Here is a 20,175-nt window from a genome sequence, read left to right as displayed (position 1 = left end):
GCTCGGGCGGAAGACGTGAGGAGGAGCACATGGCACGTCTGCTGGTCGTCGACGACGACGAAGACATCCGAGAGCTCCTGTCGATCGCCCTCGGCGTCGCCGGCCACGAGATCCTCACCGCCTCCGACGGTCCGGAGGCGCTCGACGTACTCGCGGCGGAGCCGGTCGACCTGATGGTCCTCGACGTCTCGATGCCGCAGATGTCGGGGCTCGAGGTCGCCCGGCGCGTCCGTGCGACTCCCCCGGCGCCCGAGCCGCTGATCCTGATGCTCTCGGCCATGGGCGACCCCGACGACATCGCGGCCGGCCTCGCCGCGGGTGCCGACACCTACGCCACCAAGCCGTTCAACATCAAGTCCCTCACGCGGGCGGTCGACACCCTGCTGCGCGGACGCGCTTCGTGACCCACGACCCGGCTTTCGCGCGTCGGCTGGTTCTGATCGCGCTCTGCTACGTCGTGATCTTCTGGTTGTGCGTCCTCACGGTGTACTTCGCCCCCGAGGGCTCCGACGTGGCGGTCTGGTGGCCCGCCGGTGGGCTCGGGTCGGCGATGGTTCTCCTGAGCCCGCCGCGCTACTGGGTGGCGCTCCTCGCAGGGATCGTCGTGGTGACCGGGATGGCCAACGTCGTGGCCGGCCGCGACCTCGACGTCGGGCTTCTCTTCGGCGTCTCCAACGCCTCCGAGAGCCTGGTGCTGGTCGCCCTGCTCGGGGTACGACGTCATGGGCGCCCCCTGCTGCGTGCGCCCGAAGACCTGCCCCGGCTGCTGCTGGCCATCGCGGCCGGAGCGGCGTCCTCCGGCACGTGCGCCGGCACGTTGGTCGCCGTCAGGCTTGACGGCGACTTCGTCGAGACGTGGACCAGCGTCACTGCCGCCCACGGCGCCGCGAGCCTGCTCATCGTGCCGCTGGCGCTGTTCGTGGGCGACCCCAGGGCCAGCCTGACCGAGGGCACGCGGGCCATCCAGGTGATCCAGGTCGTCTCCACCCTCGTGGCGTTCGCAGCCATCCACCACACCAGCCAGTCGCTCCCGCTCTCGTTCCTGCCCCTGCCGCTGCTGGTGTGGGGCGCTCAGGTGCTCTCGCCGCGGGCTCTCGCGGCCGAAGCCCTGGCAGCCGGCCTGCTGGTCACCGTGCTCACGGCCCAGGGCGGCGGCCCGTTCGGCACCGGGGCGGACCTGACGAACTCGGCCCAGGCCGCCCTCATCCAGCTCGACCTCGTGGTCATCGCGCTCGTGTCCTTGCCGCTGGCCCTCAACGTGAGCCAACGACGAGCCGCCCTCCGCGAGGCCGTCGCCGTGGGCGAAACCTACCGGCGCAGCCTCACGGAGTCGGTCATCGGCACCCTGCTCCTGAGCCCTGCAGACGACGGTCTGCGGGTGCTCGACCTCAACGAGCCCGCGGGCGACCTCCTCGGCATCGGGCGCGACGACCTCCTGGGCCGGCATTGGGCCGAGGCACTTGGTCCGCACGGGACCACCGTGGTCGACGCCGCCCGCGAGATGATCGACGGCCGGAGCACCAGCTGGGAGCGCGAGCTGACGGTCGAGGCCGAGCCCGCGCGCTGCGTGCGGATCGCCCTGTCCTGGGTGCCCGACACCTCGTCCGGCGACCTGATCGTGGCCCAGCTGGTCGACCTGACCGAGCACCGGGCGGCGCAGCGCGATCTCGAGCAGGAGCGGGACTTCAACGCGGCTCTCCTGTCCGCCACCACCGGCACCTCGATCATCGCGACCGACCGTGACGGCCTCATCGCCTACGTCAACAAGGGAGCCGAGCAGCTATTGGGCTACCAGCCCGCCGCCCTGGTAGGTCGCCGCCACCTGGTCGACCTGTACGACGCCGACGAGCTGCGGGCGCGAGCCGACGAGATGGAGCACGACGCCCCCACCTCGGGCGACTGGACCCACGTCGGCGCCGACGGCCGCCGGCTGCGGATGAGTGTCAACGTCACGCCGATGCGCGACGCCGGCGGACGACTGCTGGGCTACCTCCAGGTGAGCGAGGACGTCACCGAGCGCACCCAGGCCCAGGAGGCGCTGCGGGCGGCACTCGACAAGGAGCGCCAGGCCGTCGACGAGCTCGAGCGGCTCGACCGGTCGAAGTCGGAGTTCCTCGCGACCGTGAGCCACGAGCTGCGCACGCCGATGACGAGCATCATGGGCGTCAACGAATTGCTGTCCACCGAGGTGGTCGGTCCGGTCAACGACCGGCAGCGTGAGCTGCTGCGGCGGGGCAGCCGCGCCGGGCAGCGGCTCCTGGGCCTGATCGAGAACACCCTCACGCTCTCCCGGGTGGAGTCGCTGACCGACGACACCCACCACACCGTGGTCGACCTGCGCGACATCGTCGTCCGCACCGTCGAGACCACCGAGCCGCTGTGCCCACTGGGGGTGTCGATGGTGGTGGACCAGCCGGACGGACCCACGGCCCGCGTCATGGGAGACGCCAACCAGCTCGAGCGAGCCCTCGTCAACGTCGTCGCCAACGCGCTCAAGTTCACGCTGGGCGGAGGCGTCGTCCGGGTCACCCTCCAGGGGGACCCGCCCGACGAGCCCGGTCGAGCCGTCGTCACGGTCGAGGACTCCGGCATCGGGATCCCGGCCGACGAGCAGAGCCATCTGTTCGAGCGGTTCTTCCGGGCCAGCAGCGCGGTCCAGGCCTCGATCCCCGGCAGCGGCCTCGGGCTGGCGATCGTGCGCTCCATCGTGGAGGCCCACCGGGGCGAGGTCACGGTGACCTCACGCCTCGACGAGGGGACCGTCGTACGGATCTCGTTGCCGTTGCTCGACCAGGGCTAGCGCGGCAGACCCAGGATCCGTTCGCCGACCACGTTGCGCAGGATCTGGGTGGTGCCGCCGGCGATGGACAGGCAGCGGGTGTTGAGCATCTCCCAGACGGCGGCCTGGACGTCGGCGTCGGGGGCGACCAGGCGGTCGCCGTACAGCTCGACGACCAGCTCGGCGCTGTCCTGACGGTTGCGTACGCCGAGCAGCTTGGCGACGCTCGACTCCGCGCCCGGGCCCTGGCCGGCCAGGGAGCGCAGCGTCGATCTCATCCCGAGCAGGGAGCAGACGGTCGACAGCGCGACCGCGTGGCCGACACGCACGCGCTGGGCGGCGTTGAGGCCTGCCGCGGCAAGGGTGACGGCCCGCTCGGCGCTTCGGTCCAGCCGGCTGGTGGCCATCGCGACCCGCTCGTTGGCCAGGGTGGTGCGGGCCAGCTTCCAACCGTCGCCCTCCCCCGCGACCAGGCAGTCCTCGGGCACGAACACCTCGTCGAGGAACACCTCGTTGAAGAGCGCCTCGCCGGTGATCTCGCGCAGGGGCCGGATGTCGAGGCCCTCGCTCAACATGTCGACGAGGAAGTAGCTGATGCCCTTGTGGGGCGGCGCGTCCGGGTCGGTACGGGCCAGGCAGATGCCCCAGTCGGCCTTCTGGGCAACCGAGGTCCAGACCTTCTGGCCGCTGAGCCGCCAGCCGCCGTCGACCTTCACCGCGCGGGTGCGCAGCGACGCGAGGTCGGAGCCGGAGCCGGGCTCGGAGAACAGCTGGCACCAGACCAGCTCACCCAGCAGCGAGGGCCGGACGAGCTTCTCGCGCTGCTCGTCGGTGCCGTGCTCCAGGATCGTGGGGAGCGCCCAGCCTGCGATGACGATGTCGGGGCGGGTCACGCCCGCGCGGGCCAGCTCCTGGTCGATCACGACCTGGGTGACCGGGTCGGCCGCCAGCCCGTAGGGCGTCGGCCAGTGCGGGGTCAGGTAGCCGGTCTCGACGAGGGCCGCGCGCTGGTCGTCCGCCGCCGCCACGCGGTCGGCGTTGGCGGCGATCTCGGCACGGATCGGCTCGTCGCGCCCGTCGAGGTCGACCTGGACGCGGCGGCGTACGCCGTCCACGGCGCGGGCGGTCAGCGACTCGGCCGCGGTGTCGGCGTCACCCAGCAGGCCGCGCAGCGTGAGCGCGCGGCGGAGGTAGAGGTGCGCGTGGTGCTCATAGGTGAACCCGATCCCGCCGAGGACCTGGATGCACGACTTGGCGACCTCGACGGCGCCGTCGAACGCCACCGCCGCGGCCACGTCGGCCGCGTAGGCCCACTGCTCGTCGTCGGTGAACGCCACGGACGCGACGTCCCAGGCCACGGCGGTGACGGCCTCGGCGGTCTCCAGCATCTCGGCACACAGGTGCTTGACCGCCTGGAAGCTCCCGATCGGCTTGCCGAACTGCTCGCGCACCTTGGCGTAGTCGACGGCGGTCCGCAGGCACCAGCGCGCGATCCCCGCCGCCTCGGCAGCCGCGAACGTCACCGTGGCCCGCCGTACGAGCTCGGTGGTGAGACCGGGCACGGGGACGACCCCCTCGGCGTCCGGCGCCAGGGTCACCGAGCCGAAGCGCCGGCTCAGGTCGAGGCTCAGGGTGGGCGTCACTGTCGCTGCGGCAGCAGGTACGACGGACCAGGCGCCGTCGGCGTCGCTCACCAGGAGATGGTCGGCGCCCGGCGCGTCCCAGACGACCTCGAGCGTGGGGTCGAGCGACAGGGCGACCGAGGCACCGTCGCCGATCGCCGCCGCGATGCCGTCGGTCTCGCCCAGCAGCGACGCGGCGACCACGGTGCCGAGCAGCGGGCCCGGCACCAGCTCGTGCGCGCAGGCCTCGAGCGCGACGGCGACGTCGAGCACCGTGCCCCCGCCACCCCCGGCCGCCTCGGGCAGCCCGATCGTCGCGACGCCCATCTCCCCGACCGCCTTCCAGGCGTCGGCGAACGTCGCCTCGGCGTCGGTGTCGGACGCGCGGACGGCCGCGACCCCGTCGAGCGACGCGGCCCACTTGCGCAGGCTGGCGGCCAGCTCGACGTGCTCGTCGGAGATCCCGATCGACATGCGACCGCCCTTTCGGAGAGGGAAGAAACTAGAACGTGTTCCATATTCTAGGCTGCGGGTCGTGTCCGACACCAGCATGCCTCCCGACCTGCTCGCCCACGCCCTCGCCGCCAAGGGGTTCATGCCCGAGGACGAGGGTGACCTGCTGCACCGTGTCGCGCGCGAGCGCCTCCCTCACGGCCCGGCCCTCGAGGTGGGCACCTACTGCGGCAAGTCGGCGATCTACCTCGGCGCGGCCGCCCGCGAGGTGGGCGGGACGGTCTTCACGGTCGACCACCACCGCGGCTCCGAGGAGAACCAGGCCGGCTGGGAGCACCACGACGCCAGCCTGGTCGACGACGAGTTCGGTTTGATGGACACCTCCCCCGTCTTCCGCAAGACGATCGCCCGCGCCGGGCTGGAGGACCAGGTGGTCGCGATCCTCGGCCGCAGCACCACCGTCTCCGCACACTGGCGCACCCCGCTGTCGATGCTGTTCATCGACGGCGGGCACGCCGAGATCCACGCGCAGAACGACTACGCGGGCTGGGCGCCCTGGCTGATGCTCGGGGGCAGCCTGGTCATCCACGACGTCTTCGCGGACCCCGCCGACGGCGGCCAGGCGCCGTACCACGTCTTCCAGCGCGCGCTCGAGAGCGGCGCCTTCGCCGAGTCCGAGGCACTCGGCTCGATGCGGGTGCTGCGCCGGGTCAGCGGCGCCGTGGACTGACTTCGTCAGTCCATTGGGAGTACTCGCTGCGCTCGTACTCCCGGTCGCTACACCGACTCGCCCACGGCGCACTCACACTCGAGCATCAGCTCGGCGAAGTGCGGCGCCAGCGACGTGCCGCGCATGATCCCGGAGCCGGCAGTGCTGTGCCCGTGGGTCTCCCCGAGCGCGTCGACGGCGAGGATCACCGCGGCCGCGGTGTAGGTCGTGTGCTCGTGCGGCCAGTGGACGTCGTCACCGAAGACCCAGCCGGTCCAGTACTTGCCGTCCTCGCCGCGCAGGAACTGCATGTCGCTGAGCAGCTTGAGCGCACGCCGGTGGTCGCCCAGGGTGTCGAGCGCCATCGCGAGCTCGCAGGTCTCGGCCCCGGTCACCCAGGGGTTGGTGTCGACGCAGCGGATGCCCATGCCGGGCACGACGAAGTCGTCCCAGCGGGTCTCGATGAGCTCGAAGGCGTTGCGCCCGCGCACGGCACCGCCGAGGACCGGGTAGTACCAGTCCATGGAGTAGGTCGACTTGTCCTCGAACAGGTCGGGGTGCTCGCGCAGCGCGTGGCCCAGCCGGCCGCCGGCCAGCTCCCACTCCGGCTGCGGGTCGTCGAGCAGGTCGGCGAGGGCCACCCCGGCCCGCAGCGAGTGGTAGATGCTGGAGCAGCCGGTGAGCAGCGAGAACGACTCCGTGGGCGTCCAGTTGATGCCACCGAAGGCCACCTGCTGCGAGACCACCCAGTCGAGGCCGGCCCGCACCGACGGCCAGAAGCGCTGCACGAACGCGATGTCGCGGCGTACGAGCCAGTGGTGCCAGAGGCCGACCGCGAAGTAGGCCGACATGTTGACCTCGCCGCGGGGGTCGTCGACGACGCCGTTGACGATCTTCATCGGCCAGGAGCCGTCCTCGCGCTGCATCGTGGGGATCCAGGCGTACGCCGCCTCGGCGGCCTCGACCTGTCCGCCCACCAGAAGAGCCATGGCGCCCTCGACGTGGTTCCAGATGTCGACGTGCTCCCCGACGGTCCACGGGATCGCGCCCGACGGCTCCTGCATCGCCGCGATCGAGGCGGCCGAGTCGGCGACCTGCGACGCGGTGATGATGCCGTCGACGTACGGGATGCGCGCGAGCGGGTCAGACATCGCTCGCCACATCGCCCGCCAGAGACTGCTCGGGCTTGCGGAAGTAGAGCACCATGCTCTTGCCGATCAGCGGGTCGAGCACCTTGCCGGCGAGCTTCAGGGTCTTGGGCTGCTTCATGATCTCCCAGACCAGGAGCCTGTGGTAGGCCTTGGCGAGCGGGTGCTCGTCGTTGTTGACGCCGACGGCGCACTTGATCCACCAGTACGGCGCGTGCAGGCCGTGGGCGTAGTCCTTGCCCTCGTAGATCATCGCGTCGCCCGGCGTGCCGTCGTTGAAGCGGCCGGCCTTGGTGACCTTGTCGACCAGCTCGTGGTCGGTGTAGATCCGGATGTGGCCGCCCTCGGCGTTGTGGTAGTCGTCGGAGAGCTTCCAGTTGACGACCTCGGGCAGCCACCGCGGCACCGAGATGGCCATGGTGCCGCCGGGCCGCAGCACCCGGACCAGCTCCTTGATCGCGTCGACGTCGGCGTGGATGTGCTCGAGCACCTCGGCGGCGACGATCCGGTCGAACTCGCCGTCGGCGAACGGGAGCTGGAGCGCGTCGCCCTGCTTGATGTCGGCCTCGGCGCCCAGGGGCACCTCGCCGGCCTCCTTCATCGCGGAGAAGAGCTCCAGCACGCCGGCGAGCTCGTCGGCGTCCATGTCGAAGGCGACGACGTCACCACCGCGGCGGTACATCTCGAAGGCGTGGCGTCCGCCGCCGCAGCCCATGTCGAGGACGCGGTCCCCGGCCCGGAGTCCCAGGCGCTCGAAGTCAACGGTGAGCAACGTGCTTCTCCTTCTCGAAGTCGGCGATGACTTCCTCGTACGCCGTGGCGACGGTCGCGGCCACGGCTCGCCAGCTGAACAGCTCCTCGACCCGCCGGCGGCCGGCGGCGCCCATGGCGGCGCGGCGCTCGGGGTCGTCGAGCAGGCCCTCGATGGCCGCCTTGAGCTCGCCCACGTCGCCGGGGGTGACCACCTCGGCGCAGAGGCCCTCGGGGCCGACGACCTCGGGGATCGCGCCGGCGCGGGACACGACCAGCGGGGTGGCGCAGGCCATCAGCTCGGCGGTCGGCAGCGAGAAGCCCTCGTAGAGCGACGGCACACAGGCCACCTCCGCCGAACCCATCAGGTCGACCAGCTCGACGTCGCTCATGCCGTGCACGAAGCGGACGGAGTCACCGATGGAGAGCCGCTCGATGAGCTTCTCGGTCTTGCCACCGGCTTGCGGCTTGGTGACCAGGATCAACTCGACGTCGCGCTCGGTGCGGAGCTTGGCGAACGCCTCCAGGAGGGTGGCGATGCCCTTCATCGGGGCGTCGGCGCTGGCCATGGCCATGATCCGGCCAGGCACGCGTGGCGCGGTGGGCGGCTTGAAGCCGTCCTCCACGCCCAGCAGGATCACCTGCATCCGTGCGGGGTCGACCCCGAAGTCCTTCGCGATGTCGCGCTTGGAGGTCTCGGACGGCGTGAGGATCTTGCGCGCGCGGCGGGCGACCTTGCCCTGCATCCGCAGGAAGCCGTACCAGCGGCGCAGCGTGACCTTGCGCCACGGGTTGCGGGTCTGGCTCAGGTCGATACGCCGGTCGAAGGTAATCGGGTGGTGCACCGTGGTGATCAGCGGCAGCCCGAGCTTCTCGATGTCGAGCATGCCGTAGCCGAGCACCTGGTTGTCGTGGGCGATGTCGAACTCGCCCTTCCGCTCGGCCAGCAGCCGGGCGACGCGCAAGCTGTAGGTCTTGGGCTCGGGGAAGCCGGCCGCGCACATGGTGGCGAACTCCTCGACGTCGATGCGGTCGCGGAACTCACGCAGCTTGGGGACCCGGAACGGGTCGGGTTCGCGGTAGAGGTCCAGGCTCGGCACCTTGGTGAGGGTGACCCCGGGGTCGAGCTCGGGATAGGGCTGGCCCGAGAACACCTCGACGGTGTGACCCAAGTTGGTCAGCTCCCGGCTGAGGTGGCGCAGGTAGATCCCCTGGCCCCCGCAATGGGGCTTGCTTCGGTAGGACAGCATGGCGATGCGCACGCGTCACGACCCTCTCTCTGGTGCGGTCCCGAGGGACTGCTTCGGCATCCGGACACTTGCCGGATGACTGACACGCCGGGCCGGACGAAGTGGAACGTGTTCCTATTATGTCCCACGAGTTGATAGCCTGATGACGCTAGTCAATCAACCGTCACCAGTCCACAGCACATTCCACCGTCGCAACGTGCTGAGAGACACACCACGATCTTGGGGAGTCCCAGTGAGCAGCACCAACTCCTTGACGGTGGACGATCTCGGATCTGCCGCCCAGCGCGACCGACGCAAGCGCATCCTCGACGCGACGTACGAGCTCGCGAAGGAGGGCGGCTTCGACGCCGTGCAGATGCGTGCCGTCGCCGACAAGGCCGACGTGGCGCTCGGGACGCTCTACCGCTACTTCCCCTCCAAGATCCACCTCCTCGTGTCCGCGCTGGGTCGCGAGTTCGAGGTGGCCGAGAGCGTGCTGCGCGAGAAGCCGATCCCCGGAGACACTCCCTCCGAGCGGGTCATCTTCGTGCTCAAGAAGACCACCCGCGGCCTGCAGGGCGACCCGCACCTGACCGAGGCACTGACCCGCGCGTTCATGTTCGCGGACGCGTCGGTCGCCAACGAGATCCACGCCGTCGGCATGCTGCTGACCTCCATGCTCACCCGGGCCATGCACCCCGGCGCCACCGAGCTCACCGACGACGACGTCGCCACCGCCCGCGTGATCGGCGACGTCTGGCTCTCCGCGCTGGTCGCCTGGGTCACCGGGCGCTCCACGGCCGCCGAGACCGGCGCCCACATGGAGAACGCCGTCCGCCTGCTCCTGCGCGACTGACGCTGACCGTGGAAGGACTTCGTCCTTGCCATTGACTCGTCACAAAGTTTGCGACGGGTCACCGTGTGAGGTGGTTCAGAGGCCCTTGCCGACCAGGCCCACGAGGTCGGCGATCGAGTCGCACACCATGGTCGGACGGTAGGGGAACCGCTCGACCTCGTCCGGACGGGTCGACCCGGTCGCGACCAGCACCGTGCGCAGGCCGGCCTCCAGGCCGCTGATGATGTCGGTGTCCATCCGGTCGCCGATCATCACGGTGGTCTCCGAGTGCGCGTTGACGCGGTTGAGCGCCGTACGCATCATCAGCGGGTTGGGCTTGCCGATGAAGTAGGGCCGGCGACCGGTCGCCGTACTGATCAGGGCGGCGACCGAGCCGGTCGCCGGCAGCATCCCGTGCTGGCTGGGGCCGCTCACGTCGGGGTTGGTCGCGATGAAGCGGGCGCCGCCGTCGACCAGCCGGATCGCCCGGGTGATCGCCTCAAAGGAGTAGGTGCGGGTCTCGCCCAGCACGACGTAGTCGGGGTCGCGGTCGGTCATCACGTAGCCGATGTCGTGCATCGCGGTGGTCAGCCCCGCCTCCCCCACGACGTACGCCGTACCGCCGGGACGCTGGTCGTGCAGGAACTGCGCGGTCGCGAGCGCCGAGGTCCAGATCGACTCCTCGGGCACGTCCATGCCGCTGCCGAGCAGCCGGGCGCGCAGGTCGCGCGGCGTGAAGATCGAGTTGTTGGTGAGCACCTGGAACGGCAGCCCCGACGCCTTGAGCGCCTCCACGAACTCCTGCGCCCCCGGGATCGGCACGTCCTCGTGCACCAGGACCCCGTCCATGTCGGTCAGCCAGGTCTCGATCGGGCGCGTGTCCATGCCCCCATCATCGTGCAGAGGCGCGTCGGGTCGCTAAACAGTGGCGCGCTCGCTGGCGCGCATCACCTCGAAGGGTTCGGCGTAGCGGGTGTGCGTCAGCTGGCGGGCCCAGTAGCGCGCACTCGCCACGACGAGGTCCGGCTCGAGGTAGTGCCGGGTCGACTGCGACCGGTAGTGGGCCAGGACCTCGACCTTCTCGTGGATGGTCGTGTCGACGGCCACGAACTTGGTCGGGGCGAACTCGTTGCGCGACGACGGGGACTGGTAGCAGAACAGCTGCGGCACCCGGCGGGCGGCGATCACCGTCGCGTGGTGCACCGCCCGGTGGTCCTGGTGGTTGTCGGCGGCGGAGTGCACGTAGACCGTCGTCGGACGTACCGCTGCGATCACACCCTCGATCAGGGTGATCATTCCGGGCTCGTCCTCCATGCGCGTGTCGGGAAGGTCGCCCATCAACAGCTCGGCCGACAACGCGACCGCAGCGCCGACCGCCTCGCGCCGACGAGCATCCCGGTCCCCGCCCACAGCCCCCCGGCTGAGCGTCAGGATGCTCAGGGGATGACCTAGAGCACGGTGCCTGAGCAAAGTCGCCCCGGCGCCGATCTCGACGTCGTCCGGGTGGGCACCGACGGCCAGCACCCGCTCGCCGTCCCGCCCTTCCTGCCGGTCGAGGAGCTGCTCCAACGCCCTCTCGTCAGCCGGGTCCACGACCTCGGAGAGCCCGGCTCGCAAGGCCCGCAGCAGCCCGTCAGCACCCGAGCTGGCCCCAGCGAGCACGCAGACCCGGGTCTGGGGGGCAAGCTCCCGCACCGCAGCGAGGATCTCCACGGTGCTCCCATCCAGGACCTCCGCGTCGACCAGGAGCAGAGCCGGGGCGCCCGACATCTCGATCATCTCCGGCGTCTCCGCGGGCGTCAGCAGCAGCGGCAGGTGCCCGGACTCGAGCAGGTCGCCCATCAGCCGGTCGAGACCACCCGATCCCCACACGAGCACGACCTGCTCGGGTCCTGCGGCCTCGCGGACGATGCCGTCGGGCAAGGGGACGGCAGGCGTGGGCGCTCCGAACGAGTGCATCGGTTCCTCCGGCTAGAAGACCGCGAGCGTACGTGACGGGCGCCGGCTACTGGTCCAGGAAGGCGGCGGTGGAGCCACCGAGTTCCATGGGGTCCATGCCGAGCTTGCGGTGGTCCCACGAGCGGGTGCGGGCGACGTCGAGGCGGACGACGACCCGGTTGCGGGCCATCAGCTCGACGAAGGGACGCAGCTCCTCGGTGTACGGCGCGTTGTAGCGCTCGAAGACGTTGACGCACACGTCCCACACGACGGCGGTGTCCTCGATGACGGTGCCGGTGCCCTCCAGCGCCACGCCGCGGAGCTGGTCGTAGGTGTTGCCGTGCTCGACGAGGAACGACATCGTCGGGTCGCGGCGCAGGTTGACGACCTTCTGCGACTTCACCTTGGTCTCGATCCACACGTGGCCGTCGAGGTAGGCGTACCACATGGCGACGAGGTGCGGACGGCCCTGGGGGCCGAGGGTCGCGATGGTGGCGTTGCGCCGCTGGGTGAGGAAGCTGTCGACCTCGTCGGGCGACATCACGATCTGTGCGCGCTGGTTGCCTGCCATGTCGGCGCTCAGCCGCCGAACGCGTGGGTCGAGGTGACGCCGCCGTCGATCGCGATCTCGGCACCGTTGATGTAGCCGGACTCGTCGGAGGCCAGGAAGACGTAGAGCGGCGCGACGTCCTCGGGGTACCCGACCCGGCGCAGCGGCACCCGCGAGGCGCCGTACTCCATGGCAGCGTCGCCGCCGTGCACTCGGGTCATCGGGGTGTCGATCATGCCGGGGTGAACGGAGTTGACCCGGATCCCCTTGGGGCCGAGCTCCATCGCCGCGCACTTGGTCATGCCCCGGATCGCCCACTTCGTGGCGGCGTACGCCGTGCAGCCGGCCATGCCGGCCAGCCCCTCGACCGACGAGGCGTTGATGATCGAGCCGCCGCCGTTCTTGCGCATGGTGCGGGTGACCGCCTGCATGCCGAGGAAGCAGCCGAGCTGGTTGATCCGCCAGAGCAGCTCGACCTCATCAGTGCCCATGCGCTCGATGTCGCCGAAGCGGAGGATGCCGGCGTTGTTGGCGAGCACGTTGACCGGGCCGAAGCGGGTGTTGGTGTCCTCGACCAGCGCGGTCCACGACGCCTCGTCGCTGACGTCATGCGCCATGAAGTGGGTGTTCGCTCCGAGCTCGTCGGCCAGGGCCTGGCCCTCCTCCTTGGCGATGTCGGCGATGACGACCTTCGCGCCCTCGGCCAAGAACGACCGGACGATACCGGCGCCCTGGCCCTGCGCGCCGCCGGTGACGATCGCGACCTTGCCGTCGAGACGACCCATGCTGGTTCTCCTGGTGAGTGAGCGGGAGTGGCGGACTAGATGGTGAGCTGCATGACCGAGTCGGCCGCGAAGCCCTGGGCCGGGTCGCGGCCGTCGAAGAAGCCGCCGAGCTGCTGGTCGAGGTCGTCCAGCGTCCAGGTGGCGCCGGCCTTGTCGAAGCGCTGCTCGACGACGGGCGCGGCGACCAGCGCCACCATCCCGCCGTAGACGACGAAGACCTGGCCGGTGATGGTCTCGGCGGCCGGCGACGCGAGGTAGGCCACGAGCGGGGCGACGTGCTCGGGTGAGTAGGGGTCGATCTCGAGCCCGGACTGGTCCTCGCCGAAGACCTGGGCGGTCATAGCGGTGCGGGCCCGCGGGCAGATCGCGTTGGCGCGCACGCCGACCTTGCCGAGCCCACGCGCGGTCGACAGCGTGAGCGCGGTGATGCCGGCCTTGGCGGCGGCGTAGTTGGCCTGGCCGGGCGAGCCGCCGAGGAACGCCTCGGAGGCGGTGTTGATGACGCGCCCGTAGATCGGTGCGTCGGCGGCCTTCGACTTCTCCCGCCAGTACGACGCGGCGTTGCGCGAGAGCAGGAAGTGTCCGCGCAGGTGGACCCGGATCACCGCGTCCCACTCGTCGTCGCTCATGTTGAAGAGCATCCGGTCGCGGGTCATCCCCGCGTTGTTGACGACGATGTCGAGCGAGCCGAACCCGTCGACCGCGGCCGCCAGCATGGCGTCGGCGGTCGACCGCTCCCCCACGTCGCCCTGGACGACCGTGACCTCGGCGCCGCGCGAGCGGATCTCCTCGGCGGCCTCGTCGGCCGCGCCGGGCAGGTCGTTGAGCACGATCCGGGCGCCGGCGTCGGCCAGGGCCAGGGCCTCGGCGCGGCCGAGCCCGGCGCCGGCTCCGGTGACGACGGCGACACGGCCGTCCAGGGACAGGTCGTTCGCAGACATGGAACTCCTATTTCGGAAGGGCGGTGGTCACTCGACGAGCGAGATCGCCGCACGCGGGCAGGCAGCCACGGCGCGCTTGACGTTCTCGATGTTCTCGTCGGTCGTCTCGTCGGTCTTGAGCTGGAGGAAGTCGTCGTCGTCCAGCTCGAACACCTCGGGGGCCATCGCCTCGCACAGCGCGTTGGACTCGCAGAGGTCGAAGTCGACCTTGATCTTCATGGTGCCTCCTTCTGTGCTTTCTTCGCGGGCGATCTTCTGGACCTCGGGTCAGGCCTCGGACGAGTGGCCAGGGAAGACCTTGGCCGTGGGGTCGATGGCAACGGTCGCGTTGTTGACCGCCGTGGCGGCCTCGCCGAAGCCGACGGCGATCAGGCGCACCTTGCCGGGGTAGTCGGTGATGTCACCGGCCGCGAACACGCGCGCGAGGTTGGTGCGCATCGAGGGGTCGACCACCACGTGCCGCTTGTGCACGTCGATGCCCCAGTGCTGGAGCGGGCCTAGGTCGGCGATGAAGCCGAGCGCGGCGACCACGGCCTGCGCGGGGCACGTCGTGGTCTCGCCGTCGACGGTCACGTCGACGGATTCGACGGTGCTGCCGCCGTTGATCGCGCTGACCTCGGCCTTGGTGATGATCCGCACCGACGAGTCACGCACCTGCTGGACGGTGCGCTCGTGCGCCCGGAACGCGTCGCGGCGGTGGACCAGTGTCACGGAGCGGGCCATCGGCTCGAGGTGGACGGCCCAGTCGAACGCGCTGTCGCCGCCACCGACGATGACGACGTCCTTGTCGGTGTAGGGCGCGAAGCTGGGCACGAAGAACTCCAGGCCGCGGCCGAGCCAGTCACCCTGGGCGGGCAGCGGGCGCGGGCTGAACTTCCCGATGCCAGCGGTGATGATGACCGCCCCGGCGCGCACGTCGGTCCCGTCGTCGAGGCCGACGGTGACCCCGTCGGCGTCCTCGGCCAGCGTCACGGCGGTCCGGTCGAGCAGGTAGTTCGGGTCGGCGGTGGCGGCTTGGACGACCAGCCCCTCGACGAGGTCGCGGCCCTTGACGCTCGGGAAGCCCGCCACGTCGAGGATCTGCTTCTCCGGGTACATCGCAGTGATCTGGCCGCCCAGCTCGGGCAGCGAGTCGACCACGGCGACCCGGTGACCGCGGAAGCCGGCGTAGTAGGCGGCGAAGAGGCCCGTGGGGCCGGCGCCGATGATCAGGAGGTCGGTCTCGACGATGGTCACGTCGCGATCCTCCCCTGCTCGACACCCGGTCTCAACCGACACGCCCCGCGAGGACGGCCGGGACAATTACTGGAACGTGTTCTAGTTCGAGCGCACGCTATCAGAAAGGCTCCATCTTGGAGATGAGCCATCCAGAGTCGGTCCGGAGCACGGTCACCAGGATCGTGTACTGCCGCACCTCGAGCTCCGCTCCGGCCTTGGTGGCGCTCTGGTCGAGGTAGACCAGCGCGACGACCTGCTCGGCGGACGCGCGTACGACGCCCTGCATCGCGACCTCGGCGGTGACCGCGAGCTTCTGGCTGAGCACCTTCTCGCGGGAGGCTTCCTTCGTGTCGCGGAACTCCTTCGCGAACTCGTCGGTCAGCAGCGCGGCGTCGGCCTCGACGTCCTCGTCATAGGTCTCGTAGGACCACGCGGTGACGTTGGCCGCCGACTTGGCCGCGACGTCGACCGCCGAGGCCACGCTCACCTGGCCGATGACGACGGGTCGCTGCGTCGAGACCACGGGGTCGTCGCTCCCCCAGAGGTACCAGCCTTCGGCGGCGGCGAGCCCCGCCAGCAGCACGACCACCGCCACCAGGATCGCGGTCCGGCGGCGGGGGTGGTCGACGGTCGGCGGCGCCTCGTTGGGCCACTCCTGCAGGTGGTGCTCGTGCTCCTCGGCCGGCTCGTCGTCGACATCGTCCACCTGGTCGACCTGGTCGACCTGGGCCGGCTCGACGGGCTGGACCGGCTCGTCGACCTCGGTCGGCTCCGGGTCGGCGCCGGCCGGGCGGCCGGCCACCTTGCGCGGGCGCGCGGTGGGCGTGCGCGCCCCGATCTTGGGTCGTCGCGGCTGGCGGGGGCCGGTCCCTGAGGTGCTCATCCGACGAACTCCAACTTGCTGGTCAGCCAGTCGCCGTCGACGTTGACGACGTCGAGACGCCAGCGGTAGCGCCGCTGCTGCGGCTCGTTGCCGGTGGCGGTGTTCTGGGCGGTGCCCTCGACGACGACCATCACCGTCGCGCTGTCGTCATCGATCGTGGACACCGCGGCCGCCCGGATCTCGCCGGTGGAGACCGACTTGCTCTGCTTGAAGAGGTCGACCTGTTCGTCCCACGAGTCGGTGTACTCCTTGAGGAACTGACCGGTCGCGCCGGCCCGGACCGTGTCGTAGGTGGTCTCGAGGTCGCGGTAGTCGATGTTGACCAGGGCCAGCGCCTCCTGGGAGGCGGCGGCGACCACGTCGCCGTACCGCTCCTGCTCGACCAACGTGGCCTCGCGGTTGTCGTAGGTGCGGTAGGCGGCGACGCCGCCGGCGACGCAGACGCACGCGAGCACGAGCGCGAAGAGGTAGAGCACGACGTGACGCCGTGGAGCCGGGGACGCGGGGGTCACCGGCCGGACACCGGTCCCATCAGCAGCCATTTCCACGCGTCGTCTCCCAGGATGGACAGGTCGCCCGGGTCGACGAAGCGGACGGGCCCACCGTTGCGGTCAACCGCACCGTAGACCAGGCCCGAGACCGGGTCGTAGGAGCCACCGTACGCGCGCGGCGGCGAGGCCGTCTTGCGTGCGCCGGGGACGTACTTGGGGCCACGCATGACGTACGGCGGCCCGCTCTTGCACTCCGCCGGGTAGATCGGCGCGTCGGTGAGGTCGTTGGGCTGACGCCACTGGCTGGGCGGCTTGTAACCCTCGGTGCACGGTGGTGTGCTGTCGAACTGGAGGCTGACGTGGCCGTAGCCGTTGGGGTCGGTGCCGGTGAAGCCACCCGCGATCGTGCGCGGGAACGTCACCAGCAGCTGCTCGAGGCCGGCCAGGTGCGACACCACGACCTGGTTGACGCTGACCGCGTTGCCGAGGAGCACCGGAAGCGTCGGCTCGAGGTCCTCGAGGAGCGCCTGCACCTCGCGCGCGGCACCCGGGGTGCCCTGGAGGGTGGCGCGCAGGTCGGGGTCGGACTCGCGCAGCGCATCGGTCAGCAGCCGCAGGTCGCGGGAGAACGCCTTGATGTTCTCGCCCTCGTCACGCTGGGTGCGCAGCACGGTGAGCCCGGTCTCCAGAAGCCGGATGGTGGCGTCGGTGTTGGCCGACGCCTCGTCGACGAACTGGCCACCGCTGTCGAGCAGCACCTCCAGCGACTTGCCGGTCCCCTCGAACATGTCACCGAGCTCGCGGATCAGGACCTGGAGGTTCTCCTTGTCGACGGAGTTGACGAAGGCGTCCAGCTCGACGAGCAGGTCGGCCTCGTCGACCGGGAGCGACTCCACGGAGCCCTCCAGGGTGGTGCCGTTCTCGGCGTAGGGGCCGTCGTCGTCGGGGGGCTCGAAGTCGAGGTACTGCTCCCCGACCGCCGACAGGTTGTGCACGTACATGGGCGAGTCCACGGGGAGCTTGGTGCCGTCCTCGAGCTTGAGCTGGACGGTGACGCCCTTCTCGGTGGCGGTCATCCGCGACACCTTGCCGATCTTGACGCCGCGGTAGGTCACCTCGCTGCCCTCGAACAGTCCGCCCGAGGTGGGCAGGGTCGCCTCGACGGTGAGACCGCGCCCCAGCGCCCGGTCGACGAGACCGAGGTAGGTCGCGGCGATGTAGACGATGCCGACCGCGCTCAGCACGGCGAACGCCACGAGTCTGGCCTTGATGCCACCACGGGTCATCAGCCGTCACCTCCGAGGAGTGCCGCGGTCGAGGGTCGGTCGCTGGGTCCGGTCGAGGTCAACGACTGGCCGAGCCGGGCCAGGCCGGGAAGCTCGAGCTCGGGCAGCGGCAGGCCGGGCAGGTCGGGGAGCTCGATCTCGCCGGCCTGGAGCAGGGCGAGGGCGACGCACACCGGCCGGTCCTCGTAGCGCGGGCGCTCGCAGACCTCGACCAGCTTGGCGAGCAGGTTGAGGTTGGCGAGCACCTTGGCGCACTTCTTGCTCCCGAGGTTGCCGCTGGCGATGCAGTCGAGCACCTGGTTGAGGAGCTCGGGCGGCAGCCCGGGCAGCGGCAGGTCCGGCAGGTCGGGCAGTGGTCCACCGCCGCCGGCGGAGAAGAAGTTGGAGAAGTTGAAGTCGGCCTTGATCGAGGTGTTGGCGTAGTCGCCGAGCACGATCTCCGAGGCCTCCTGCGGGAACGGGAAGCTGACCAGCAGGTTGAGGCCCGGGGCCAGCTTGTCGCCGGCGGCGCGGAGCCGGTTGACCACGGGCTGCAGGTGGCGGAGCGAGGCGATGATGTCGTCCTTGCTGGCGGTGATCACGCGGGTGCCGACAACGCCGAGGCGGTCGAGCGAGCGCAGCATCGCGACCAGCTCGTCGTGCTGGTCGGCGAGCACCGCGATCGCCGGGCCGGCCACGTCGAGGGCGCCCTGGATGGTCTCGCGCTCGCGGTTGAGCGTGGCCGTGAGGCTGTTGAGCGACTCCAGCGCGCTGATGATGTCGTCCTTCTGCGCGTCGAGGGTGCCGACCACGCTCTCCAGCGACCCGAGGAGGTGGCGCATCCGCTCGGTGCGCCCGCCCATCACGTTGTTCAGCTCCTCGGTGATCGTGCCGAGCTGGGCCACGCCACCACCGCTGAGCAGGAACGAGAGTGCCCCGAGGACCTCTTCGACCTCGGGGTTGCGCCCGGTGGCCTCGAGCGACAGGTTGTCGCCGTCGTCGAGCCGCTCCTCGGACGCCCCTTCGGACGGCGGCTCGAGCGCGACGTACTTCTCGCCGAGCAGGCTCACCTGGCGGATGTCGGCGATCGCGTTGTCGGGGAGTACGACGTCGTCGCGGATGCGCAGCGTGACCTTGGCGTGCCAGCCGACCCGGTCGACCTCGATCACCTCGCCGACCGTGACGTCGTCGACCATGACCGGCGAGCGCGGCACGATGTTGAGGATGTCGGCGAACTCGGCGGTCACCTCGTAGGAGTGGTCCTCGTCGACGGGCGAGCCGGGCAGCGGCAGGTCGTAGGCGCCCTCGAACTCGCAGCCCGAGGTGAGCCCGGAGGTGAGCACGGCGAACACGGCGGCGAGCCCGACCCAGCGACGGCGCATCACGGTGTGCCTCCCAGCAGTGAGGACAGGCTCGGGTCGGACGTGCCGGACGTGCCTGACGTGTCGGCCGGGGGTGCCGCGGGCGTGCGGGCGGAGGTGCCCCGCTGGCCGGGCGGGATCATGGGCACGTTCTTCGTGATCTCCTCGAGGAGGGTCTCGAAGATCTGGCAGGCGAGGTTCTTGCTGATGTCGGGCAGCTCGGACTGCTGCACGACCGAGCAGAGGAAGCCGTCGGCGTCCCACACGTTGCCGCTGACACCGATCCGTGAGCCGATCGTTCCGGACTCGGAGTTGTAGGCCAGCACCAGGTTGCCGATGGCGACCGGCGCGATCCGCAGGGCGTCGTCGAGGTTGCCCTTCTCGGAGTTGATCGTGCGCACGATGCTGGTCAGCCGCTCGACGTCCTCGACGAGCGCCTTGCGGTTGCCGCGGACGAACTTCTCGACGGTGCCCACCGCGTCGGCGACCGACGCGAGGGCAGCCTGGAGCTCGCCGCGCTCGGCCGCGAGCTGCTCGGAGACGCCGGCCAGGTCGCGGATGAAGGCGCGCACGAGCTTGTCGTTCTGGGCCAGGGTGGTGGTGAACTCGGCCAGCGCGGTGACGGTGTCGAAGAGGTCGCCGCTGCCGGCGCCGAAGGTCGCGGCCGCGTCGGACAGGTCGCGGATCATCTGGTTGGCGCGCTTCCCCTGACCGTCGAGCGTCGTAGCCCCGGCCTCGAGCAGGTGGTTGAGGGTGCCGTCGGCGTTGACGCCGTTGGGGCCGAGCGTCTGGGTCAGGTCGCGCAGGGCGGCGTAGATCCGGTCGAGCTCGACGGGCACCCCGGTGTCGGGCAACGCGATGTCGGCGCCGTCGGCCATCACCTCGCCCTTGGTGTAGACCGGCGTCAGCTGCACGAAGCGGTCGGCGACCAGGGTCGGGGTCACGATCACGGCCTGGGCGTCGGCGGGTACGTCGTACTGGGCGTCGTACTCGATCTCGACACGCACCGACTCGCCCTCGGGCACGACGGCGGTGACCTCGCCGACGTTGACGCCGAGGATCCGCACGTCGGTGCCGGTGTAGACGCTGACGGCGCGCGGGAAGTGGGCCGTGACGCTGCGGGTCTCCGTCTCGTCCCCGCGCACGAGGAACCACGCGAGCAGGACGGCCACGACCGCTACCAGCGCGGCCACCTTGGTGTTGACTCGTTTGATCACG

Annotated in this window: 20 protein-coding genes; 4 read left to right on the top strand and 16 right to left on the bottom strand. The window is 70.5% G+C overall.

Features of this window, described 5'->3' with window-relative positions:
- Positions 1 to 29: 29 nt before the first annotated feature.
- The gene (locus BLR90_RS03175; protein ID WP_091022456.1) at positions 30 to 404 is read left to right on the top strand and encodes a response regulator transcription factor; all 375 of its coding nucleotides are present in this window, start codon (positions 30 to 32) and stop codon (positions 402 to 404) included.
- Complete coding sequence (locus BLR90_RS03170) at positions 401 to 2,800, top strand: ATP-binding protein (RefSeq protein WP_091022454.1); 2,400 nt, start codon at positions 401 to 403, stop codon at positions 2,798 to 2,800. The genes BLR90_RS03175 and BLR90_RS03170 overlap by 4 nt, the downstream gene beginning before the upstream one ends.
- Here BLR90_RS03170 and BLR90_RS03165 read toward each other — a convergent pair.
- A complete protein-coding gene (locus BLR90_RS03165) occupies positions 2,797 to 4,875 on the bottom strand; it encodes an acyl-CoA dehydrogenase family protein (RefSeq protein WP_091022452.1) in 2,079 nt (692 codons plus the stop codon). The two genes, BLR90_RS03170 and BLR90_RS03165, sit on opposite strands and share 4 nt — an antisense overlap.
- Positions 4,876 to 4,936: 61 nt before the next feature.
- Between BLR90_RS03165 and BLR90_RS03160 the strand changes: the two genes are divergently transcribed.
- A complete protein-coding gene (locus tag BLR90_RS03160) occupies positions 4,937 to 5,584 on the top strand; it encodes a class I SAM-dependent methyltransferase (protein ID WP_245715127.1) in 648 nt (215 codons plus the stop codon).
- A gap of 47 nt (positions 5,585 to 5,631) precedes the next feature.
- Here BLR90_RS03160 and BLR90_RS03155 read toward each other — a convergent pair whose 3' ends face one another.
- From BLR90_RS03155 to BLR90_RS03145, 3 genes are read right to left on the bottom strand one after another with little or no spacing between them, the layout of a single operon-like run.
- Positions 5,632 to 6,714 (bottom strand): prenyltransferase/squalene oxidase repeat-containing protein, encoded by a 1,083-nt coding sequence (locus tag BLR90_RS03155; RefSeq protein WP_091022450.1) that lies wholly within the window; start codon positions 6,712 to 6,714, stop codon positions 5,632 to 5,634.
- A complete protein-coding gene (locus BLR90_RS03150) occupies positions 6,707 to 7,483 on the bottom strand; it encodes a class I SAM-dependent methyltransferase (protein WP_091022448.1) in 777 nt (258 codons plus the stop codon). The genes BLR90_RS03155 and BLR90_RS03150 overlap by 8 nt, the downstream gene beginning before the upstream one ends.
- Positions 7,470 to 8,723, bottom strand: coding sequence for a glycosyltransferase family 4 protein (locus tag BLR90_RS03145; protein WP_091022446.1), 1,254 nt, complete (start codon positions 8,721 to 8,723; stop codon positions 7,470 to 7,472). The genes BLR90_RS03150 and BLR90_RS03145 overlap by 14 nt, the downstream gene beginning before the upstream one ends.
- Positions 8,724 to 8,943: 220 nt before the next feature.
- On the opposite strand from BLR90_RS03145, the gene BLR90_RS03140 reads away from it, so the two are divergent.
- On the top strand, positions 8,944 to 9,546 hold the full coding sequence (locus tag BLR90_RS03140; RefSeq protein ID WP_245715126.1) for a TetR family transcriptional regulator: 603 nt from the start codon (positions 8,944 to 8,946) through the stop codon (positions 9,544 to 9,546).
- 75 nt (positions 9,547 to 9,621) lie between these two features.
- Here BLR90_RS03140 and BLR90_RS03135 read toward each other — a convergent pair whose 3' ends face one another.
- The 12 genes from BLR90_RS03135 to BLR90_RS03080 all read right to left on the bottom strand — a co-directional run bounded on the left by BLR90_RS03135 (position 9,622) and on the right by BLR90_RS03080 (position 20,174).
- Positions 9,622 to 10,410, bottom strand: coding sequence for an HAD-IIA family hydrolase (locus BLR90_RS03135; protein ID WP_091022441.1), 789 nt, complete (start codon positions 10,408 to 10,410; stop codon positions 9,622 to 9,624).
- Positions 10,411 to 10,443: 33 nt separating this feature from the next.
- Positions 10,444 to 11,484, bottom strand: coding sequence for a PIG-L deacetylase family protein (locus tag BLR90_RS03130; RefSeq protein ID WP_091022439.1), 1,041 nt, complete (start codon positions 11,482 to 11,484; stop codon positions 10,444 to 10,446).
- A 46-nt stretch (positions 11,485 to 11,530) separates the two neighbouring features.
- Positions 11,531 to 12,034 (bottom strand): pyridoxamine 5'-phosphate oxidase family protein, encoded by a 504-nt coding sequence (locus tag BLR90_RS03125; protein WP_091022437.1) that lies wholly within the window; start codon positions 12,032 to 12,034, stop codon positions 11,531 to 11,533.
- Between the two features lie 8 nt (positions 12,035 to 12,042).
- Complete coding sequence (locus BLR90_RS03120) at positions 12,043 to 12,798, bottom strand: glucose 1-dehydrogenase (RefSeq protein ID WP_091022435.1); 756 nt, start codon at positions 12,796 to 12,798, stop codon at positions 12,043 to 12,045.
- 35 nt (positions 12,799 to 12,833) lie between these two features.
- Entirely contained in the window at positions 12,834 to 13,739 is a 906-nt protein-coding gene (locus BLR90_RS03115; RefSeq protein WP_091022433.1) for a 3-oxoacyl-ACP reductase, read from the bottom strand.
- Positions 13,740 to 13,766: 27 nt separating this feature from the next.
- Complete coding sequence (locus BLR90_RS03110) at positions 13,767 to 13,958, bottom strand: ferredoxin (protein WP_091022431.1); 192 nt, start codon at positions 13,956 to 13,958, stop codon at positions 13,767 to 13,769.
- Between the two features lie 48 nt (positions 13,959 to 14,006).
- Positions 14,007 to 14,975, bottom strand: a complete 969-nt coding sequence (locus BLR90_RS03105; protein WP_091022429.1) for an NAD(P)/FAD-dependent oxidoreductase — start codon at positions 14,973 to 14,975, stop codon at positions 14,007 to 14,009.
- A gap of 100 nt (positions 14,976 to 15,075) precedes the next feature.
- Entirely contained in the window at positions 15,076 to 15,840 is a 765-nt protein-coding gene (locus BLR90_RS03100) for a hypothetical protein (protein WP_091022427.1), read from the bottom strand.
- Complete coding sequence (locus BLR90_RS03095) at positions 15,837 to 16,352, bottom strand: hypothetical protein (protein ID WP_143016094.1); 516 nt, start codon at positions 16,350 to 16,352, stop codon at positions 15,837 to 15,839. Before BLR90_RS03095 ends, BLR90_RS03100 begins: the two co-directional genes overlap by 4 nt.
- Positions 16,349 to 17,617, bottom strand: a complete 1,269-nt coding sequence (locus BLR90_RS03090) for an MlaD family protein (RefSeq protein ID WP_091022423.1) — start codon at positions 17,615 to 17,617, stop codon at positions 16,349 to 16,351. Before BLR90_RS03090 ends, BLR90_RS03095 begins: the two co-directional genes overlap by 4 nt.
- Complete coding sequence (locus BLR90_RS03085) at positions 17,617 to 18,978, bottom strand: MCE family protein (protein WP_091022421.1); 1,362 nt, start codon at positions 18,976 to 18,978, stop codon at positions 17,617 to 17,619. The genes BLR90_RS03090 and BLR90_RS03085 overlap by 1 nt, the downstream gene beginning before the upstream one ends.
- Entirely contained in the window at positions 18,978 to 20,174 is a 1,197-nt protein-coding gene (locus BLR90_RS03080; protein ID WP_091022419.1) for an MCE family protein, read from the bottom strand. Before BLR90_RS03080 ends, BLR90_RS03085 begins: the two co-directional genes overlap by 1 nt.
- Position 20,175: the final 1 nt, after the last annotated feature.

Source organism: Nocardioides szechwanensis (genome assembly GCF_900103935.1).
GTDB lineage: Bacteria > Actinomycetota > Actinomycetes > Propionibacteriales > Nocardioidaceae > Nocardioides > Nocardioides szechwanensis.
Note: the sequence above shows the minus strand (reverse complement) of the source record. Positions and strands in the feature narration are given on the sequence as shown.